Annotated in this window: 19 protein-coding genes and 3 tRNA genes; 12 read left to right on the top strand and 10 right to left on the bottom strand. The window is 59.6% G+C overall.

Annotated elements, in window-relative coordinates:
* Positions 1 to 479 precede the first annotated feature (479 nt).
* On the top strand, positions 480 to 3,092 hold the full coding sequence (gene clpB / locus WMO20_RS04140) for an ATP-dependent chaperone ClpB (RefSeq protein ID WP_316540389.1): 2,613 nt from the start codon (positions 480 to 482) through the stop codon (positions 3,090 to 3,092).
* A 229-nt stretch (positions 3,093 to 3,321) separates the two neighbouring features.
* A complete protein-coding gene (locus WMO20_RS04135; protein WP_349185968.1) occupies positions 3,322 to 4,626 on the top strand; it encodes an HlyC/CorC family transporter in 1,305 nt (434 codons plus the stop codon).
* Positions 4,627 to 4,935: 309 nt separating this feature from the next.
* On the opposite strand, the gene WMO20_RS04130 is transcribed toward WMO20_RS04135, so the two are convergent.
* The 5 genes from WMO20_RS04130 to WMO20_RS04110 form a co-directional block, all read right to left on the bottom strand.
* Entirely contained in the window at positions 4,936 to 5,736 is an 801-nt protein-coding gene (locus WMO20_RS04130; RefSeq protein ID WP_349185938.1) for a gluconate 5-dehydrogenase, read from the bottom strand.
* Between the two features lie 90 nt (positions 5,737 to 5,826).
* Positions 5,827 to 6,675 carry a 5-dehydro-4-deoxy-D-glucuronate isomerase gene (kduI, locus tag WMO20_RS04125; protein WP_005921078.1) on the bottom strand — a complete coding sequence of 283 codons (849 nt, stop codon included), beginning with the start codon at positions 6,673 to 6,675 and terminating at the stop codon, positions 5,827 to 5,829.
* Positions 6,676 to 6,694: 19 nt separating this feature from the next.
* Positions 6,695 to 7,720: a sugar kinase gene (locus tag WMO20_RS04120; RefSeq protein WP_112090776.1), complete on the bottom strand. Its 1,026-nt coding sequence runs from the start codon at positions 7,718 to 7,720 to the stop codon at positions 6,695 to 6,697.
* 91 nt (positions 7,721 to 7,811) lie between these two features.
* Entirely contained in the window at positions 7,812 to 8,774 is a 963-nt protein-coding gene (gene eda / locus WMO20_RS04115; protein WP_223450827.1) for a bifunctional 4-hydroxy-2-oxoglutarate aldolase/2-dehydro-3-deoxy-phosphogluconate aldolase, read from the bottom strand.
* Positions 8,775 to 9,011: 237 nt separating this feature from the next.
* Positions 9,012 to 9,920 carry a Cof-type HAD-IIB family hydrolase gene (locus WMO20_RS04110; RefSeq protein WP_349185937.1) on the bottom strand — a complete coding sequence of 303 codons (909 nt, stop codon included), beginning with the start codon at positions 9,918 to 9,920 and terminating at the stop codon, positions 9,012 to 9,014.
* 123 nt (positions 9,921 to 10,043) lie between these two features.
* Here WMO20_RS04110 and WMO20_RS04105 point away from each other — a divergent pair, with 123 nt between their 5' ends.
* From WMO20_RS04105 to WMO20_RS04095, 3 genes are all read left to right on the top strand, one after another.
* Positions 10,044 to 10,685, top strand: a complete 642-nt coding sequence (locus WMO20_RS04105) for a phosphatase PAP2 family protein (RefSeq protein WP_349185936.1) — start codon at positions 10,044 to 10,046, stop codon at positions 10,683 to 10,685.
* Positions 10,686 to 10,808: 123 nt separating this feature from the next.
* Complete coding sequence (locus tag WMO20_RS04100; RefSeq protein ID WP_112090780.1) at positions 10,809 to 11,483, top strand: GntR family transcriptional regulator; 675 nt, start codon at positions 10,809 to 10,811, stop codon at positions 11,481 to 11,483.
* 101 nt (positions 11,484 to 11,584) lie between these two features.
* Complete coding sequence (locus tag WMO20_RS04095; protein WP_316545143.1) at positions 11,585 to 12,589, top strand: GTP 3',8-cyclase MoaA; 1,005 nt, start codon at positions 11,585 to 11,587, stop codon at positions 12,587 to 12,589.
* Between the two features lie 12 nt (positions 12,590 to 12,601).
* Here the strand turns inward: WMO20_RS04095 and WMO20_RS04090 are convergent, their stop codons facing one another.
* Positions 12,602 to 13,564 (bottom strand): biotin--[acetyl-CoA-carboxylase] ligase, encoded by a 963-nt coding sequence (locus tag WMO20_RS04090; protein WP_349185935.1) that lies wholly within the window; start codon positions 13,562 to 13,564, stop codon positions 12,602 to 12,604.
* Between the two features lie 172 nt (positions 13,565 to 13,736).
* Between WMO20_RS04090 and WMO20_RS04085 the strand changes: the two genes are divergently transcribed.
* The 4 genes from WMO20_RS04085 to WMO20_RS04070 are packed head-to-tail and all read left to right on the top strand — an operon-like array spanning position 13,737 to position 16,356.
* On the top strand, positions 13,737 to 14,282 hold the full coding sequence (locus WMO20_RS04085) for an RNA polymerase sigma factor (RefSeq protein WP_349185934.1): 546 nt from the start codon (positions 13,737 to 13,739) through the stop codon (positions 14,280 to 14,282).
* Positions 14,269 to 14,790: an anti-sigma factor gene (locus WMO20_RS04080; protein WP_154265413.1), complete on the top strand. Its 522-nt coding sequence runs from the start codon at positions 14,269 to 14,271 to the stop codon at positions 14,788 to 14,790. Before WMO20_RS04085 ends, WMO20_RS04080 begins: the two co-directional genes overlap by 14 nt.
* 11 nt (positions 14,791 to 14,801) lie before the next feature.
* Complete coding sequence (locus WMO20_RS04075; RefSeq protein WP_349185933.1) at positions 14,802 to 15,536, top strand: hypothetical protein; 735 nt, start codon at positions 14,802 to 14,804, stop codon at positions 15,534 to 15,536.
* Positions 15,520 to 16,356, top strand: coding sequence for a hypothetical protein (locus tag WMO20_RS04070; protein ID WP_349185932.1), 837 nt, complete (start codon positions 15,520 to 15,522; stop codon positions 16,354 to 16,356). The genes WMO20_RS04075 and WMO20_RS04070 overlap by 17 nt, the downstream gene beginning before the upstream one ends.
* 100 nt (positions 16,357 to 16,456) lie before the next feature.
* Here the strand turns inward: WMO20_RS04070 and WMO20_RS04065 are convergent.
* From WMO20_RS04065 to WMO20_RS04050, 4 genes are all read right to left on the bottom strand, one after another.
* Positions 16,457 to 16,532, bottom strand: a tRNA-Thr gene (locus WMO20_RS04065).
* Positions 16,533 to 16,535: 3 nt separating this feature from the next.
* Positions 16,536 to 16,612: transfer RNA gene (locus WMO20_RS04060), tRNA-Asp, on the bottom strand.
* 301 nt (positions 16,613 to 16,913) lie between these two features.
* A tRNA-Trp gene (locus WMO20_RS04055) sits at positions 16,914 to 16,989 on the bottom strand.
* A gap of 67 nt (positions 16,990 to 17,056) precedes the next feature.
* Positions 17,057 to 17,527, bottom strand: a complete 471-nt coding sequence (locus WMO20_RS04050; RefSeq protein ID WP_097782970.1) for an RrF2 family transcriptional regulator — start codon at positions 17,525 to 17,527, stop codon at positions 17,057 to 17,059.
* Between the two features lie 132 nt (positions 17,528 to 17,659).
* Here WMO20_RS04050 and WMO20_RS04045 point away from each other — a divergent pair, with 132 nt between their 5' ends.
* The 3 genes from WMO20_RS04045 (at position 17,660) to WMO20_RS04035 (ending at position 20,117) form a co-directional block, all read left to right on the top strand.
* Entirely contained in the window at positions 17,660 to 17,983 is a 324-nt protein-coding gene (locus tag WMO20_RS04045) for a rhodanese-like domain-containing protein (RefSeq protein ID WP_112090787.1), read from the top strand.
* 310 nt (positions 17,984 to 18,293) lie between these two features.
* A complete protein-coding gene (locus WMO20_RS04040) occupies positions 18,294 to 18,725 on the top strand; it encodes a hypothetical protein (protein WP_112090788.1) in 432 nt (143 codons plus the stop codon).
* A 174-nt stretch (positions 18,726 to 18,899) separates the two neighbouring features.
* The gene (locus tag WMO20_RS04035) at positions 18,900 to 20,117 is read left to right on the top strand and encodes a cysteine desulfurase family protein (RefSeq protein ID WP_349185931.1); all 1,218 of its coding nucleotides are present in this window, start codon (positions 18,900 to 18,902) and stop codon (positions 20,115 to 20,117) included.
* Position 20,118: the final 1 nt, after the last annotated feature.

The following is a 20,118-nucleotide window of genomic DNA, read 5'->3' as shown; positions in this document are numbered from 1 at the left end:
TTGTTCGCATCCACCTCTCCCAAAGGGAGAGGCCTTGGCAAAGAGATGAAGTTTGCGTGGACTGCCAAGGGCTCCCACTTTGGGGGAGCTGGCATCGCGCAGCGATGACTGAGAGGGCGAGGACGCTAAAAATAAAGCATCGGCAACCAATTCGCTGAGTTTCTGAAATTCAGCGGCGAAGGCTGCCGGTGCTTTTTTGTTTTATCCCGCTGGGCAGAAAAGCATGGGTTTGCGTCTATTTTGCAAACTTTTTGTGAACCCTATTGACAAAGCAGGTGGACAGGAGTATATTTTTAGCAGTCGAGCAGATAGAGTGCTAAAAACAAAACGAACTGCCCCGCGGGAGGTGTGCAAGACCATGAAGAAGAATATCGATACAATCAACGCAAGGCTCTGCCGCCGCCGGGCACGGAGCTGTTAGCACAGAGCTTATCCGTCCGCTAAAATAAACCTTCCGGTATGAATGGAGGCTTGACTTTATGAATACCAATCAATATACCCAAAAGACCCTTGAGGCTTTGCAGGCCGCCCAGCAGCTGGCTGTGGAGTACCAGCACAACGCGCTGGAGCCCGCCCACCTGCTGCACGCACTGGCTGCGCAGGAAAACGGCCTGATCCCTCAGCTGCTGCAAAAGCTGAACGTTGACCCCGGCAGCTTTGCCGCCGCCGTGGCGGAAAAGCTGTCCGCGCTGCCCCGGGTGTCCGGCTCCGGCCGTGACCCCGATAAGGTCTATATCTCGCAGGCCACCGATAAGGTGCTCAGCGCCGCCGCCCGCGAAGCCAAGGCCATGAAGGACGACTTCATCAGTGTGGAGCACCTGTTCCTTGGTCTGCTGGACGAGCAGGACCAGACCACCAGTGAGCTGTTCCGCGCCTTTAACCTGAAAAAGGACGCCTTTTTACAGCAGCTTACCGCCGTGCGCGGCAACCAGCGGGTGACCACCGATAACCCGGAGGACACCTACAACGCCTTGCAGAAGTACGGTCAGGATCTGGTGGAGCTTGCCCGCAAGCAGAAGCTGGATCCCGTCATTGGCCGTGATCAGGAAATCCGCAATGTGATCCGTATCCTGTCCCGTAAGACCAAAAACAACCCCTGCCTGATCGGCGAGCCCGGCGTTGGTAAAACCGCCATCGCCGAGGGTCTGGCGCAGCGTATCGTGCGCGGCGATGTGCCCGAAAACCTGAAAGACCGCACCGTGTTCAGTCTGGACATGGGCGCTCTGGTGGCCGGTGCAAAGTATCGCGGCGAGTTCGAGGAGCGCTTGAAGAGCGTGCTGAACGAGGTGAAGAAGAGCGAGGGCAAGATCATCCTCTTCATTGATGAGCTGCACACCATCGTGGGTGCCGGTAAGACCGACGGTGCCATGGACGCAGGCAACCTGCTCAAGCCCATGCTGGCCCGGGGCGAGCTGCACTGCATCGGCGCGACCACGCTGGACGAGTACCGCCAGTATATCGAAAAAGACCCCGCACTGGAGCGCCGGTTCCAGCCGGTGCAGGTGGATGAGCCTACCGTGGAGGATACCATCTCCATTCTGCGCGGCCTGAAGGAGCGGTATGAGGTGTTCCACGGCGTAAAGATCAACGACAACGCCCTGATCGCCGCTGCCACCCTTTCCGACCGCTATATCACCGACCGCTTCCTGCCGGATAAGGCCATCGACCTTGTGGATGAAGCCTGCGCCATGATCAAGACTGAGATGGACAGTATGCCCAGCGAGATGGACGATCTGGCACACCGCATCACCCAGCTGCAGATCGAGCAGGTGAGCCTGAAAAAGGAGACCGATGCCCTGAGCCAGAGCCGTTTGAAGGATCTGGAAAAGGAGCTTGCCGAGTTGCAGGATAAGTTCCGCAGCATGAAGGCAAAGTGGGAGAACGAAAAGAATGCCATTGGCAAGGTGCAGACCCTGCGTGAGCAGATCGAGCAGACCAATGCCGCCATCGAGAAAGCCCAGCGCGAGTACGACCTGAACAAGGCCGCCGAGCTGAAATACGGCAAGCTGCCCCAGCTGCAAAAGCAGCTGGCCGAAGAGGAAAAGGTGGCTGCCGCCAAGAAGGAGGACAGCCTGCTGCGCGACCGCGTGACCGATGAGGAGATCGCCCGCATCGTGGCACGCTGGACCGGCATCCCGGTAGAAAAGCTGGTGGAGGGCGAACGCGAGAAGCTGCTGCATCTGGATGATGTGCTGCACCAGCGGGTCATCGGACAGGACGAGGCCGTGACCAAGGTGAGCGAAGCTATCCTGCGCAGCCGCGCCGGTATCGCCAACCCCAACCGCCCCATCGGCAGCTTCCTGTTCCTCGGCCCCACCGGCGTGGGCAAGACCGAACTGGCCAAGGCGCTGGCACAGGCACTGTTTGACGACGAGCGCAACATGGTGCGTATCGACATGACCGAATATATGGAGAAGTTCAGCGTCAGCCGCCTGATCGGCGCGCCTCCGGGATATGTCGGTTATGAAGAGGGCGGCCAGCTGACCGAGGCTGTGCGCCGCAAGCCTTACAGCGTGGTGCTGTTCGATGAGGTGGAAAAAGCCCACCCCGATGTGTTCAACATCCTGCTGCAGGTGCTGGACGATGGCCGCATCACGGACAGTCAGGGACGCACCGTGGACTTCAAGAACACGGTCATCATCCTGACCTCCAACCTTGGCAGTGACATCATCCTGAACGATCTGGAGCAGCGCCGTGCGCAGGGCTCCAACGAGCTGAGCGAGGACGCAAAGCATCAGATCGACCTGCTGCTCAAGAGCAAGTTCCGCCCCGAATTCCTGAACCGTCTGGACGAGATCGTCTACTACAAGAGCCTGACCAAGGACGAAATGCGCAAGATCGTGGATCTGCAGCTGCAGGATCTGCGCAGCCGCATGGAGGAGGGCAAGCACCTCAAGCTGGAGGTCACCACCGCCGCCAAGGACTTCATCATTGATTCTGCCTACGACAGCGTTTATGGTGCACGTCCCATCAAGCGCTTCATCCAGAGCCGCGTGGAGACCCTGATCGCCAAGGCCATCATCAAGGGCAGTTATGCCGAGGGCAACACCCTGACGGTGGATTATGACGGCAGCGCATTGGTTCTGCGCTAAACTTTACCGGTTTTGTACATGGAGTACGGGCCAAACGCTTGCACCTGTGTGCAGAATATGTTATTATAGAAAATAACATTGATGTGCTTTTCATCGCGGAAATGGCAACGATGGAAAGCACATTTTTGTATACGGAAAAGCCCGCGTGGCACTGTTGAAGCACAACGGGAACACGGCGGGCAAATAAAACTAAATTTAAAACAGAAAGTTGAGTGTGATTCCCCTTTTTATGGACGATGGCAGTATGACGCTCTGGGTAGCGCTGGTAGTATTGGTGGCACTCTCTGCCTTTTTCTCCGCCTCCGAGACCGCATTTTCTTCCCTGAATCAGATCCGCCTGAAAAGCCGCGCCGAGGACGGCGATACCTCTGCCGCCCGGGTGCTGGCAATGGCTGAAAAATACGATAAGCTGCTTTCCACCATCCTTATCGGCAACAATATCGTGAACATTGCCGCAGCTTCCATCGGCACCATCATTTTCACCAAGATGCTGGGCGCAGAGCGTGGCGCTACGGTGTCCACCATGGTGCTGACCGTAGTGGTGCTGATCTTTGGCGAGGTGACCCCCAAGAGCCTTGCCAAGGAGATGCCGGAAACGGTTGCCACCGCAGTTGCGCCGGCGCTCAGCCTGCTGATGCTGGTGTTTACCCCGCTGACATGGCTGTTCAGCCAGTGGAAGCGCTTTCTGGGACACTTTGTCCACAGCACTGAGGAGGACACCATCACCGAGGGCGAGCTGATGACCATGGTCAGCGAAGCCGAGAATGACGGCGAGCTGACCGACCGGGAAAGCGAACTGATCCGCAGCGCCATCGAGTTTGATGACGTGGAGGTGGAAGAGATCCTGACCCCCCGCGTGGATGTGATCGCGGTGGAGGACGATCTGCCGCTGGAAGAGGTGGCGCAGACCTTTGCCGAGTCCGGCTACTCCCGTCTGCCGGTGTACCACGACACCATTGATAACATCATTGGTGTGGTACATGAAAAGGACTTCTACATGGCACGCCTGAAAAAGGAGGTCAAGCTGGAGGATCTGGTCAAGCCTACCCTCTACACCACCGGTTCCACCCAGATCTCCCAGCTGCTGCGCACCCTGCGCGAGCAGCACCACCACATGGCTGTGGTGGTGGACGAGTACGGCGGCACCGAGGGTATCATCACGCTGGAGGACATTCTGGAGGAGCTGGTAGGCGAGATCTGGGATGAGCACGACGAGGTGACCGAGGACTTCCGCAAGCAGTCGGACGGCAGCTGGATCGTGCTGGGCAGCGCCGGTGTGGATGACCTGTACGAGCGGCTGGGACTGCCGGAGGACGAGGATATCGACTCCAACACAGTGAACGGTCTGGTGCAGGAAAAGACCTGCCGTCTGCCCAAGGTGGGCGACCGCTTCACGCTGGGCAGCTACGACGGCGTGGTCACCCGCACCGCCAAGCGCCGCGTGACCGAGGTACGTCTGACCCCGGCGGAAAAGCCCGACTCCAAAAAGGACGAAGAGGAAAAAGGCCACTTTGGCAGAATGACCTCTAAATAAAACACCGACCGGCTGCTGCACAAAATGTGCGGCAGCCGGTTTTGTTGAAAAACTCCCTCAGTCAAAACCTGACGGTTTTGACAGCTCCCTCGGAGAGGGAGCCTCTGGCGAAACCAGAAAGTTTGCAATCAAGCCAGAAACTTTCCCGCCATGCCAAAGGCCCCATCCCAGAGGGGGCTGGCATCGCGTAGCGATGACTGGGGGAGTTGACTTTGTTGCAATCCGGAAGAAGCGGAGCGCATTTAAAATAGTCTAATTTTCCTATAAAAATCCCCCCGGCGAGCAGCGCCGGGGGGATTTTTTCAGGATTTACTTAGGCTGGCGGCCGATATAGGCCAGAATGCCGCCGTCGGCGTAGAGGATCTGGCCGTTCACAAAGTCGGATGCGTGGCTGGCAAGGAACACGCAGGGGCCGACCATGTCCTCCGGGTCACCCCAGCGGCCTGCGGGGGTCTTGGCAACGATGAACTGGTCGAAGGGGTGACGGCTGCCGTCCGGCTGGATCTCGCGCAGGGGAGCGGTCTGGGCGGTGGCAATGTAGCCGGGGCCCATGCCGTTGCACTGGATGTTGTACTCGCCGTACTCAGAGGCGATGTTCTTGGTCAGCATCTTCAATGCACCCTTGGCAGCGGCGTAGGCAGAGACGGTCTCGCGGCCCAGCTCGCTCATCATGGAGCAGATGTTGATGATCTTGCCCTCGCGCTTTTCCATCATGTCGGGCAGCACGGCCTTGGAGCAGTTGAAGGCACCGCCCACATGGACGTCGATCACCCGCATAAAGTCGGCGTGGCTCATCTCGATCATGGGCACGCGCTTCATCAGGCCGGCGTTGTTCACCAGAATATCCACAGAGCCGACCTCGGCCTTGATCTTTGCCACCATGGCGTTCACGGCGTCCTCGTCGGAAACGTCTGCCACATAGCCGTGGGCGTCGATGCCGGCAGCCTTGTAGGCGGCCATGCCCTTTTCCAAGCTGGCCTCAGAGGAGCAGTTGAAGCAGATGGTTGCGCCGCACTTGGCCATGCCCTCTGCAATGGAAAAACCGATGCCGTGGGCACCGCCGGTGATCAGGGCTACCTTGCCCTGCAGGTTAAATGCAGACAGATCCATGATGTTCTCCTTTTTTCACAGTATCCAAGTTAATTTTTTAGCAAAACGCCCCGTACCGGTTTCCCGGTACGGGGCGTTTGATTGGTGCTTTTAGCGCAGGTCAGTGGTAGCGATGTTGTCCATGTCGTCAAACTCCATGTTCTCGCCGCCCATTGCCCAGATAAACGTATAGTTCGAGGTGCCTACGCCGCTGTGAATGCTCCAGGAGGGGCTGATGACAGCATCCTCGTTGTGCATCACGATGTGGCGGGTCTGGGTAGGCTCGCCGCACATATGGAACACCACCTGCCCCTCGGGCAGTTCAAAGTAGGTATAGATCTCCATGCGCCGCTCGTGGGTGTGGCTGGGCATCGTGTTCCAGTTGGAACCCGGTGCAAGCTCGGTCATACCCATGCTCAGCTGGCAGGTCTTCAGCACATCCGGGTGGATGAACTGGTTGATGGTACGCTTGTTGCAGGTGTCCACGCTGCCCAGCGGGCGGTGGTTTGCATCAGCCATCTTGATCAGACGGGTCTGGTAAGCGCAGTGTGCCGGAGCAGAGACCATGTAGAACTTGGCGGGATGCTCCGGGTCGGCGGAAGCAAAGGTGACTTCCTTGGTGCCCTGCGTGATGTACAAGCAGTCCTTATAGCCCAGCTCGTACTTTACGCCGTCAGCCACCACGATGCCGGTGGAATCCTTGCCGATATTGAACATACCGATCTCGCGGCGCTCCAGGAAGTAGTGGGTGCCGAAGTTGGCCCAGATGTCGATGCCCTTGTCGATGGACACGGTCTCGTGCACCGGCATACAGCCCAGCGTGACCATACGGTCCACATGGCTGTAAACAGCCACCACCTCATCAGCCTTGTACAGGCCGGTGATCAGCATCTCGTCCCGCATTTCCTCGGTGGTATAGCGCTTGAAATCCTTCTGGTTGCAGGAATAACGGATATCCATAGCGGACTCCCTCCTGCTCTTAGCGCTGGATACGGCCGGAACCGTCGCCGCCGGCCAGCTTCTCGACCTCGGACACGGTCATCATGTTGTAGTCGCCCTCGATGGAGTGCTTCAGAGCGGAAGCTGCAACTGCGAACTCGACAGCCTCCTGAGTGCTCTTGCCGGTCAGCAGGCTGTAGATCAGGCCGCCGCCGAAGGAGTCGCCGCCGCCAACGCGGTCGATGATGTGCAGGTCGTACTTCTTGGAGAAGCAGTACTCGCCCGAAGCAACATCGTACAGCATAGCGCTCCAGCCGTTGTCGAATGCGCTGTGGCTCTCACGCAGGGTGATAGCGACCTTCTCGAAGTGGAACTTGTCAGCCAGCTGCTTGGCAACGCTCTTGTAGCCCTCAGCGTTCAGCTTGCCGCCGTAGATATCGGTAGCCTCGGCCTCGATGCCGAACACGTCCTTTGCGTCCTCCTCGTTGGAGATGCAGACGTCAACGTACTGGCACAGATCGGTCATGGCAGCGCGGGCCTGCTCACGGGTCCACAGCTTGCCGCGGTAGTTCAGGTCGCAGCTGATCTTCACGCCGTGAGCCTTAGCAGCCTTGCAGGCCTCGCGGCAGATCTCGACAACATTCTCGCCCAGAGCCGGGGTGATGCCGGTGAAGTGGAACCAATCCACGCCCTCGAAGATCTTATCCCAATCAAAGTCGGAAGGCTGAGCCAGCTGGATAGCGCTGTTGGCACGGTCGTAGATGCAGACGGAACCACGCTGAGAAGCGCCCTTCTCGTTGTAGTAGATGCCCACACGGTCACCGCCGCGGGTGATCATGCTGGTATCGACGCCGTAGCGGCGCAGGCTGTTGACAGCGGCCTGACCGATGGCGTGTGCGGGCAGCTTGGTGACGAAGGCTGCGTCCAGACCGTAGTTGGCCAGAGAAACAGCAACGTTAGCCTCGCCGCCGCCGAAGGTGAACTCCAGGCTGTTAGCCTGAACGAAACGCTCGTAGTTGAAGGGCTGCAGACGGACCATCAGTTCGCCAAAAGTAACGACTTTCATTGGTTATTCTCCTTTATATCAGGTGTTTCATCATCCCGCCGCAGGGCGTACCCGGTGCGGCGGGGCTTTTACGGTAAAAGGGGACAGGCGCTTATGCCTGCACCAGATGGAAGGCAAAGCCGGCGATCTCGTCTGCCATGTAGCAGGCAACGGTCTTGCCGTTCTTCACGTTCTTGCTGTCCAGATCGAACTTCACGCCGCGCTGAGACAGGTGGTAGATGGCGCGATCCACGTTGTTGCAGCCGATGGCGATGTGGCCATTGGTGCCGCGGCCGGGCTTCTTCATGATCTCGAACTCCTTGTTGCCAACAAAGATGCTGGAGTTGCCGGGAGCGACCTTCATGTTCAGCATTGCGCTGATGAGGTTAGCTACCTTCATGGCCTCTTCCTCGTTGTCGGTGTTGATGCCGACGTGCAGCAGCTTCAGGCCCAGCATGGTGTCAACAGCTTCCTTGCTCTGTGCGGTGATCTTTGCCCAGTCGCCGGCCTTGATCACGTCGCTCTTGCACATCCAGGTGCCGCCCACGGCAAAGATCTGGTCGTAGCCCAGATAATCATTGACGTTCTTGGCGTTGACGCCGCCGGTGCACATCCAGCGAGCGCCCTTCAGGGCAGCGCCGATGTTCTTCAGCATACCCACGCCGCCGTTTGCCTCGGCGGGGAAGAACTTCAGAGCCTCGCAGCCCATGTTCATGGCCTGCTGCATCTCGCCTGCGGAGCAGGTGCCGGGCATCATGATGCCGCCCTTGTCGATGACGTGCTTGCAGACCTCGGGGTCGAAGCCGGGAGCAACGATGAAGGAAGCACCGGCAGCCATAGCACGGTCAGCCTGCTCGCAGGTCAGAACGGTGCCGGCGCCCAGCAGCATCTCGGGCATCTCCTCGTGGATCTTGCGGATGCACTCTTCAGCACAGGCAGTGCGGAAGGTGACCTCGGCTGCGGGCAGACCGCCCTCAGCCAGAGCCTTGCACAGGGGCAGGGCCTCATCAACGCTGTTAAAAGCGATAACAGGGATAATGCCGATCTGATAGACCTTTTCTACGATGGGATTCATAACGCATTTCTCCTTTTATATTTGAACTCTCTCGGTGCGTCGGGTTTGCTCCTGTGGGCGCAATACCCCCATACGCGCTTATGATACTAGTATAAACGAACAGCCCGTCTTTGGTAATACTCAACAAGCACAATGTTTGGCATAATAGCTTGTATACATTGCACAAAAATGACGAACGACCCGAAAAATCGGGGCAAAACCCAGTGAAAATGCTGTGAAATTGCTGTAAAAACTGGCTCAGATGCCAAGGGTTTCCAGTATCTCTGCCACGCCGTCGTGGTCGCAGTCGGCCTTGCTGACAAGGCGCGCCAGCGCCTGAATTTCCGGCATTCCGTTGGCCATTACAGCGGCGACCCCTGCCTTTTGCAGCATGGCGCGGTCGTTCTCACTGTCGCCCACCGCAAGGGTACTTTCGTGCGGGACGCCCAGCCGGTCTGCCAGCGCGCGCAGCGCTTCGCCCTTGTCCACACCGGCGGCGGTCACCTCCACATTTTTCGGCGATCCCTGCACGATCTCCACGCCCGGGACGGCGTAAAAGCGGGGCAAGGCAGCCGCAGCCTGCTGCGGGTTTTCAAAAAACACGCAGAGCTTTTCAATGGCAAAGGCGTTGCGGCTCATCCACTCGGCTGCGTCCCGCAGGATGGTAAAGCGGCCATCGTTGGGCTGGCACGCTTCGGTGCCGTCCTTCTTTGCTGCCCGGGCAGCGGCCAGCGCAATGCTGCGGGCATCGGTGCAGGCGTATCCGTCCGAAAAAATGCGCAGGTCGGCGTGGAAGCTTTCGCAGACGGCAAAGGCTTCGCGGGCAGTCTCCACCGGCATCAGGCTGTGCAGCAGGCAGACCGGGGTGCTGGTGCGGTGCTCTTTCGCGTTGGAATAGCGGCTGTACACTGCGCCCACGGGGTCTGCGCCCAAGTCCCACACGGCGGCACCGTTGCAGGTGATGACGTAGCGGATGCCGGGCAGCTGCGCCACCTCCGGCGGCAGGCTGGCCAGCGGACGGCCGGTGGCGGGTACGATGTACACGCCCTTGTCCACGGCGGCCTGCAATGCGGCGCGGGTGCGGGGAGTGACGTGTCCCTCGCGGTTCAGCAGAGTGCCGTCCAGATCCAGTGCGACCAGACGGATGGCGGGAAATTGTTGTGGCATAGGGTACTCCTTTTATAATAAGATCCAGCTTATTTTTATTGTATCGCAGGGGCGGCAATTGCGCAAGTGGACGGAATGTGCTATAATAGCACGTCAATTCACATAAAAAATAGGAGAAACGACATGAAGCTTAGCCAATTGCGCAGCCGGTGCCGCCCGCACCTGTGGTACCAGCTGTACTGGGTGGTGTACCTGATCTGGTTCTTCTGGCTGGATCTCACCGTTACCGCCCCGAAATATATCATTCACAGTCCGCTGGACGATCTGATCCCCTTCAACGAGTGGTTCGTGCTCCCCTATTGCAGCTGGTTTTTGCTGCTGGCGGGGGTGACGGCGGCACTGTGGTGGTGCGATACCGCCAGCTACGATAAGCTTTGCCTGACCATGTTTTCCGGCATGACCTTCTGCCTGATCGTGTACATGATCCTGCCCAACGGGCTGGAGCTGCGCCCCGCTGTGGAGACCCTTGGCAGGGATAACCCGGCGCTGCGGATCATGCAGCTGCTGTGGAAAGCGGACGCCGCCGTGAACGTCTGTCCCTCCATCCACTGCCAGAGTTCTGCCTGCATGGCAATGGCCTTCAGCCACAGTAAGCTGGCAGAGGGCAAGCCCCTGCGCAAGGCGCTGGCATGGGTTTGGGCGGCGCTGATCTGCCTGTCCACCGTGTTCACCAAGCAGCACTCGGTCATTGACGTGGCCTGCGGCTTGGCAGTGGCTTTTGTGTGGCTGCCGGTGGCGTACCGCCGGGTGCGGGCACTTCATTGAACAAAATAGCAAAAAATTGCCCTTGATTTTCGGTTGCTCCTGCTATTGACAGTTGCCCGGCAGTTGGGTAATATGGTCATATACTAATATATCACCAACTGACCCCGAAGGGAGAACACTGCAATGGCATCTTTGAGTGCGAGGGAACAGGCGTATCAGACCATCCGAAGCCGGATCATCACCATGGAGCTGAAGCCCGGCGACCCCCTGAACGACAGGGAGCTTGCGGAGCAGATGGGCATCAGCCGCACCCCCATGCGGGAAGCGCTGATCATGCTTAACATTGCCCACATGGTGGACATCAAGCCCCAGAGCGGCACCCATGTGGCCCCTATCGACCTGAAGCGGATGGAGCTGGAGCAGTTTGCCCGTTTTACCCTTGAAAAAGAGATCCTGAACCGGGTGCGCGGCCATCTGACCGACCAGCAGGAGCAGGAGTATCGGCAGATCATTGAGAACTACCGCCTGCTGGAGGCCGACCAGACCCAGCCGAACCGGGAGACCCGCCTGCTGGAGCTGGACAACCAGTTCCACCGCAAGGCGTTTGAGATCACCGGCATGGAAGCACATTTTGACCATATGCTCGGCGAGCTGCAGCACGTGGAGCGCATCCGCAAGTTCAGCCTGCAGACCAACGAGAACAAGTCCGTCTGCGATGCGCACACCCGCATTCTGGAAATGGTGCTGCACGGCACCGCCGAAGAGCTTGGCGAAGCGCTGGAAAGCCACCTGAACCGCTATAAGCTTTCGGTGGAGCAGGCCCGCAGCGTCCACCCGGAATACTTTACCGAGGGTTGATTGAAAAGCCCCTGTCTGCAAGGCGGACAGGGGCTTTTTTCATCCGGCATCCGGCAGGCATAAAAACAGCCCCGCAGACGGGGCGCAAGGAGACCAAAGCTATGTATGATCAGGCAAACCGTGATATCCATTGCCTGCGGCTCTCGCTGACCGAGAGCTGCAACCTGCGCTGCTGCTACTGCCGCCCGCAGGAGCCTGCCGCGCTGCCGCCGCAGGAGCTTACCGATGCAGAGCTGCTGCATCTGGTGCAGCTGTTTGCCGCCTGCGGCATCGATACCCTGCGGCTGACCGGCGGCGAGCCTTTGCTGCGCGCCGGCGTACCGCAGCTGACCGCCCGGCTCAAGGCTGTGCCCGGCATCCGCAAGGTGACCCTGACCACCAACGGCACTCTGCTGTCGGCGCAGCTGCCGGCGCTGAAGGAAGCCGGGCTGGACGGCATCAATCTGAGCCTGAACAGCCTGAGCTATACACGGAACAAGCGCATCTCCCGCCTTACGCCGCCGCAGCACGCCGCCGTGAAGCAGGCTTTTGAGGATGCCATGTTCTGCGGCATCCCGCTCAAGCTCAACTATATGGCGCTGCGGGGCTATAATGAGCAGGACTACCGCTGGCTCGTCCGGCGGTATGTCCGTTTTTTCCCCGTCCGGCTGCGGTTTCTGGAGCTGATGCCCGTGGGCTGCGCCCGGGAACTGCAGGAACTGGGCATCCCCAACAGCGAGATCCTGCAGCAGCTGCGGCAGGATTATCCCCGGCTGTACAGCCTGCCCCCGGCGCAGAGCGCCGCTTTTGGGGACGGGCCGGCGGTATACTACACAAACCCCGGCTGGGCGGGCAGTGTGGGCTTTATCAGCCCGGTGCACGGCAAAGAGCCTTTCTGCACCCGCTGCAACCGGGTGCGGCTGTCGGCCTCCGGCTTCCTGCGGCCCTGTCTGGCCAGCGAGGAAGGCGTAGAGCTGGGAGAAATGCTGCGCGGCGGCGCATCGGATGTGCAGCTGCTGGAAGCCATCCGGGCGGCTGTCCGCAGCAAGCCCCTGCAGCATCCCTTCCACCCGTGGGACTGCCTTGATATCCCGGTGACCCGGGATATGTACCGCATCGGGGGATGACGGTGCTGCCGGTCAATCTGTTTTGGTAGGACGGATAGTCACTTCGCCGCAGCGCAGCGCTTCGGTGCGCCCACCCTCCCGCTGCACCACCAGCCGCCCGGTGCCGTCGATAGAAAGCGCCTGTGCGGCGTAGGTCTCGGTGCCGGTGCATACGGTCACCCAGTGGCCGGGCACAAAGCAGCGGGCGCGGTACTCGTCCAGACATTCAAAACCCGGGCACAGCGCTAACAGCTCTCGCCCGATGGCACCCGCCAGCGCCGCCCGGCTTACCGGGGCAGGGCCGCCGGGGTATAAGCTGCCTGCTTTGGCGGTCAGCTCCGGGGGAAAGTCCTCAGCCGTGGCGGTCAGGTTCAGCCCAATGCCCACCACCAGCCATTCCAGCTGGCCGCTTTCAAGGTCAGTACCGGCTTCGGTCAGGATGCCGCACACCTTTTTGCCCTTGTAATATAGGTCGTTCACCCACTTGATGGCAAGTTCCAGCCCGCACAGCGTCCGCACCGCCCGGCACACCGCCACCGCTGCGCCGATAGTGGCGGTCTGGGCGTTGGCGGCAGGCAGCGGCGGGCGCAGCACCACCGAACAGTACACCCCCTTGCCCGCTGGGCTGGCAAAGCTGCGTCCCAGCCGCCCGCGCCCGGCGGTCTGCCCGCCCGCCAGCACCAGCGTGCCGTGGGCAGCGCCTTCCAGCGCCAGCAGCTTTGCGGTGCGGTTGGTGCTTTCCAGCGTGTCGTACAGCTGCACCGGGGCGGGGTAGGGGCCGACCGCTTCGGCGCAGAAGGGGTCGCCGCCCAGCAGACGGTACCCCCGGCGGGAGGCGGCTTCCAGCGCATAGCCCTGCGCGGTAAGCGCCGCCGCCGCCTTGTGCACGGCGGCGCGGCTGACCCCCAGCTGCTGCGCCAGCTGCTGGCCGGAAATATACGCGCCCTCGGCGGCGCTGAGCGCCTGTAAAAGCGCCTGACGGGTGGTAGAAGCCATGGCGTAAATCCTCCCTGTGTGCTATACTGCTATTGTACCATATCTGTGGAAGAAGAAAAAGTTTGAAAATATTTTAGTTTTTTGCAGGAACTGCCGTCGCTCTCTCGTATTAAAGACAGAAGGGCGGCGCAGAGCACCGCATCCAGAACCGGAAAGGAGGCCGTGTAGCGCGTTGACAACACAGGAATTCAGCACGATGGTGCAGAAATATCAGGCGCTCGTGTACACGGTCTGCCACCAGCTGGTGCCGGATGTGCAGGAAGCGCAGGACCTGACGCAGGAGACTTTTCTGGCGGCGTGGCGGGCCATCGACCGCTGCCCGCCCGGCTTTGAAAAGCAGTGGCTGGCGCGCATCGCCGCCAACAAAGCCAAGGACTATCTGCGCAGCGCATGGGTGCGCAAGATGAACACCCCCGGCGACGAGGTGCTGGCGCTGGAGGGCGCGCCGCCCGGTATGCAGCCGGAACAGCAGGTGCTGGAAGTGCTGGGCGAGGAAGAGCTTACCGGGATGATCTTAAACCTGCGCGAGCCCTACTGCACGCCCTGCCGTCTGGTGCTGCTGGAACAGCACACCATGGCCGAAGCTGCAAGACTGTGCGGCCGACCGCCCAAAACGGTGGAAGCGCAGGTCTACCGCGCCAAAAAGATGCTGGCGCAGCAGATTTTGCAAAACGAGCGCATACCCTGTGAAAGGAGGAGCGTACATGGAACTGTTTGACGCAAAAGGCTGTCTGAGCGAGGAAGGCTTACAGGCACTGGTCGGCGGGCAATTGGACGAAACGCAGCGGCTGGAAGCCGCCGAGCACCTTGCCTATTGCGACCGCTGCATGGACCGCTACACCGCCCTGCTGACCGATGATGTGCTGGAGCAGCCGCCGCGCTCCGCCCGGGGCGCGGTGATGGGCACCATCTGGATACGGCTGATGCAGAACACATGGGGACGCGCCGCCGTGGCGACCGTAGCCGCCGTGCTGGCGCTGACCATGTGGCGTGCCGGTACACTGGAACAGATCCTGCACACCGGGCAGCAGCTGAACACATGGCTGCCGCAGACTACTCAGCAGACCGAACCGGAGCTGCTGGGCAAGCCGGTGAACGACAAAGCCCCGCAGCCATCCACCGCCCCGCTGGGCAAGCCCATAGAGGACAAAAAACAGCTGACTGAAAAACTATCCGACGCACTGGATGCGCTTTTGCACCACAGTGCAGACACCACTGAGAAATGAGGGAACTGATTATGAAGAAAAACGGGATCCTGACCCTGCTGTTTGCCTGCATCCCCGGTGCGGGGCAGATGTATCAGGGCTATATGAAGCGGGGGCTCTCGCTCATCACCATGTTCTGCCTATTTATTATGGCAGGCGACACCATAGGGCTGAACGCACTGGTAGTCGGCTGCATCGTTGTGTATATGTACAGCTTTTTCGATACCTTGAACCTCCGCGCGCAGCTGGCGGCGGAAAAAGCCCCGGAGGACGATTATCTGGTGCACTTTAATTGGCACGATGCCCGCATGACCCAGTTCATGGGCGAAAGCCACAAGCTGGTGGGCTGGGGGCTGATTGCACTGGGCGCCATCGTGTTCTACAACAACATCATCATGCGGGTGCTGGGCGATGTGATGTGGCGCTGGGGACAGGATAACCCGGTTTTCCGCGCCATCTACCTGATGCTGGACGCCCTGCCGCAGATCGTGGTCTGCGTGGCGCTGATCGTGTGCGGTATGTGGCTGGTGCGCGGCCCGAAAAACAAAAAGGGCAAGCAGCCCGCCGAGGAGGAACCCGAGGACTTCCACGCCTACACGGCTGCGCCGCAGGCAGAGGATGCAGAGGATGCAGAGGATGCAGAGGACACCGCAGACACGGACACCCATTTTGCTATGCCGGAGCTTTCGGCACTGCTGGGCGAGCCGGTGACCGGCGCAGAACAGAACGAAACCCCTGCGGAGGATGACGATGACCGAGCAGAATAAGACCCCTTTGACGGCACAGCCGGGCAGTGTGCCCCCGCCGGAGCAGAAACCCGCAGAAAAGCCCCTGCGCCGGGTGGGCAGCCTGACCTTGGGCGCGTGTCTCATTGCGGCGGGCGTGTTCTTTCTGCTGTATTTCTTTGTGCCGGGCTTTGATGTGCAGCTGACCCTGAAAATTGCCCCGGCGGTGGCGCTGGTGCTGCTGGGGTGCGAGGTGCTCTTCTTTGCCGCCCGCCCCGGCCGCTGGAAGTACGATTTTGTGTCCGTGCTGGTCTGTCTGGTGCTGATGGCGGGCTGCTTCTGCATGGCGATGCTGCCCCTGCTGTGGGACGAAGTGAGCGGCGAAAATCAGCAGACCATGAACCGCCTGAGCACACAGGCCATTGATGAACTGTACTCCGCCTGCAAGCAGGACGCGCAGGACATCGCCATCCAGAACATCAGCGGCTGGCTGTACCTGAGCGGCCCGCAGGTCGAGACTTTGCAGCAGGCCGCCGCCCTGCCCGCCGGGGATACCTGCCTGACCCTGACCGTGGAGCTGTTTGGCCCTTACGACAGCGCCGCCGCCTTTGCCCGGGACTGCTACACCCTGACCGCACTGGCAAAGCAGTGCACCGTGCCGCCGGAAAAGCTGCACTTTGCATGGGATGCCCGCAGCCCGGCAGAAAGCAGCCTGAACACCGGCAGTCTGCTGTATACCGAGGACTATTCGCTGGACCTGAGCGGCGCTGTGCAGCTGGACTGGACAGTGCAGCAGATGGAGCAGCAGACCGAGATCGAGTATCTGCTGGACGCAGAAAATATCCCCGATGGGGAAGAATGAAAAATACCGCCGCACAGCTGTGCGGCGGTATTTTTGCGGTGCGGCTGAAAGGATAAACAAAAAACACCCCGAAGTCCTGAGACTTCGAGGTGTTTGCCTTTGGAGCTGCTATCCAGATTCGAACTGGAGACCTCATCCTTACCAAGGATGCGCTCTACCAACTGAGCTATAGCAGCAAATGGCGACCCGGATCGGGCTCGAACCGACGACCCCCAGCGTGACAGGCTGGTGCTCTAACCAACTGAGCTACCGGGCCATGATCGCTCAAGTTCGTGCGGCGTCTTACCGCGGGAACGTGCTCTATTATATCGAAAAGTCGGCCTGTTGTCAAGCACAAATTTGCAGAAAATGCAATTTTTTGCAGAAGGGGGTAAAGACCCCTTCCGTCTGCTCCCTTTGGTCGCAGCCACCTTCCCCAAGGGGACGGCTTTTGGCGGTGGCGGTAAAGTTTCCGGGCGCGCCAAAGGCCCCATCTTAGAGGGGGCTGTCGAGCGCAGCGAGACTGGGGGAGTTTTACTAAAAACAAAACGCACAAGTTCCGAAGAACCTGTGCGTCATGGCAGGGGTAGTAAGTTTCGAACTCACGGCACGCGGTTTTGGAGACCGCTGCTCTACCAGCTGAGCTATACCCCTATATGCATTCGCTGAATGCTTGATTATTATAGCCGATGCAAAGGGGAATGTCAAGCCTTATTTTTACTTATTTCTCATTTTTTGTGCCGCCGCAGCTGCAGCAGCTCTCCTGCGCGGCGGAATCCGGTGCGGGCAGCTGGCTTGCCAGCTGTTCCAGTGTGACGCTGTCGATATACTGGTTGATCACCTCGTCCAGCCCCGCCCAGAACGGCAGTGTGAAGCACTGCTCGGACATGGGACACTCGTTGGTCACGCTGCCAAGGCACGGAATGGGCGCTACGCTGCCCTCGATGGCGCGCAGGATCTCGCCGGCGGTGTAGTCGGCAGGGTCTTTTGTCAGGCGGTAGCCGCCCTGACTGCCCCGCTCGCTCTTGACCAGCCCCACCCGCGCCAGCGGGGTGACGATCTGCTCCAGATATTTCAGGCTCAGGTTCTGCCGCTCGCTGATCTCCTTCAGGCTGACGGTGGTGCCCGGCGCATAGCGCGCCAGCTCCGCCATCAGGCGCAGGGCGTAGCGGCTCTTGGTGGAAAATTTCATGGTCGTCCTCTCCTTGCTGTATTTCATAGTATAGCACGTTACTCGGATTTTGCAAAGGAGAAACCTCTTGTGCAAACAAAAAAGGTCTGTTATCATAGGATGGAACAGAACCTATCTTTGAGGAGTGAGAGTATGACAGAGAAGATCACCGCCGCAGACGCCATCCGTCTGCTGGATTCCGGCAAGGCCGTAGCTGTGGATGTGCGCGAGCCGGACGAATACGCCGTGGGGCACATCCCCGGGGCAAAGCTGCTGCCGCTGGGACAGGTCACCGACCGCGCCGCCGAGGTGCTGCCGGACAAAAACGCCCTGTGGCTGGTGTACTGCCGCACCGGACGCCGCAGCGCCGATGCCGTGCAGAAGCTGGAAGCCCTTGGCTACACCGACCTGCGGGACCTCGGCGGCATTTTAAGCTGGCCCTACGAGATCGAGGGCGATTTTGAGGGGCATTTTTAAGGAAAACCATTGAAATGCCCTCCGCTTACGCTCTGGGCATAAATAGCGGAAAATTTATTTTTATTTCGCGTTTGTCGCGGCCTGCGGGCCGCTCCAAACGCATTTTCACAAAAGGGGCTTAGAAAACCGGCGCCCTCCACTCGTGAAAAAGAGCATCTGAAAAGCCCGCAGGCTTTTCAGATGCTCAAATAAAAAATCCAATTCCGCTAAAAATATCCAGAGCGCAGCGGAGGATATTCCAAATCGTCCCGCCAAAAAGCCGCTTATTATAATAAGAAGCGCAAAACTACAACAGAAAGGAAACCATGCCATGTCGTTCCATGCAAAAGAGTTCGCGGGCAGCCACTGCGGCTGCCGTTACCAGCAGGATTACCGCCCTACTTTAGGTCGGGACGGCAAAAAGGAATCCGGCACGCTGGAGGTCATCAAGTTCTACTATGATGGCGCTATCCGCTTTGAGCAGCACTGCTACGGCGAAGCCGCCACCTTTGTGTTCGGCGTGTGGGCGTCCGGCATGGACGAGGACGGTACCCTGCACTGGGTGCTGCCGGACCGCCGCAAGAGCTATTACGACGAGAGCTATCTGCCCAAAAAGCTGGACCGGGTGGATGAAGCCGGCAATCTGTACTTTGACGGTGGGGTGTTCCCGTGGAAGCTGGCAGACGACTTTGCCGAGGATAAGCGCTGGGGCTACCCCAAGTGGAAGGTGGCGCTGGGCAAGCTGACCGGAAAAGGCAAATAATGGTTCTTTCCGGCTTTGCGGGCGCAAAAAATTGCTTTTGAACCGGGAATTCCAGTATTCCTATTGACATACTAGGGAATGATATGGTATAACTTATCCGTTGAAAGGATTCCGCGTGTGCGTGCGGGGGTGCCGCCCTGTGGCACACGCATTCAATGAGAAAGGGTCATTCTTATGGAAAACACAGAAAAAGTGGTTTATGTAGATAATGCTGCCACCACAGCCTGTGCACCGGAGGTGCTGGAGGTAATGGTGCAGGCGCTCAGCGGTGCCTGCGGCAACCCCAGCAGCCATTACAGTGTGGGCTACGAGGCCAAGGAATTCGTGGACACCGGCCGTGCGCAGGTGGCAAAGGCCATCAATGCAAGTCCGGCTGAGCTCTTCTTTACCAGCTGTGGCTCCGAGGCCGACAACTGGGCCGTAAAGGGCACCGCCTTTACCAAGGCACGCCAGAACAAAAAACACCTCATCACCAGCGCTTTCGAGCACCACGCCATCATGCACAGCATGGCTGCACTGGAGCGCATGGGCTTTGAGGTGACCTATATCCGCCCCACCTCCGAGGGCTACATCCGCCCCGAGGACGTGGAAGCCGCCATCCGTCCCGACACCGCACTGGTCAGCATCATGATGGCCAACAACGAGATCGGCACCATCCAGCCCATCAAGGAGATCGCCGAGATCGCCCACAAGCATGGCGTGTGGATGCACACCGATGCCGTGCAGGCTGTGGGTGCCATCCCTGTGGACGTGAAGGAGCTGGGCGTGGATATGCTGTCCATGAGCGCCCACAAGTTCAACGGCCCCAAGGGCATGGGTGCACTGTACTGCCGCAAGGGCGTATGGCCCCAGAACCTGATCGACGGTGGCAGTCAGGAAGCCCGCCACCGTGCAGGCACCGAGAACGTGGCCGGTATCGCCGGTATGGGCAAGGCACTGGAAATGGCCACCACGCATCTGGAAGAGCGCATGGCCCACGAGAGCGAGCTGCGCGATTACGTCATCGACCGCATCCTCAAGAACATCCCGGAAGCCCGCCTGAACGGCGGCCGCAGCCCCCGTCTGCCCAACAATGTGAACATCAGCTTCCCGGGTCTGGAGGGCGAGACCATTCTGCTGGATCTGGATATGCACGGCATCTGCGCCTCTACCGGCTCTGCCTGCAACTCCGACAGCCTGGACCCCAGCCATGTGCTGCTGAGCATCGGCCTGCCGGAGGAGATCGGCCACGGTTCCATGCGGTTCACCTTTGGCCCGCAGAATACCATGGAGGAAGCAAAATATCTGTGTGACGTGCTGGAGGAGGTCATCCCCCGCCGCCGCGCTATGAGTTGTATGTGGCTGCAGGGTCAGAACAAGGCCCGCCAGTTCAGCCTGAAGGGAGAGCAGTAAT

This window comes from Faecalibacterium intestinale, from assembly GCF_040096575.1.
GTDB classification, from domain to species: domain Bacteria; phylum Bacillota; class Clostridia; order Oscillospirales; family Ruminococcaceae; genus Faecalibacterium; species Faecalibacterium intestinale.
The sequence above is the reverse complement of the archived record's forward strand: the minus strand, read 5'-3'. Positions and strand labels throughout refer to the sequence as shown.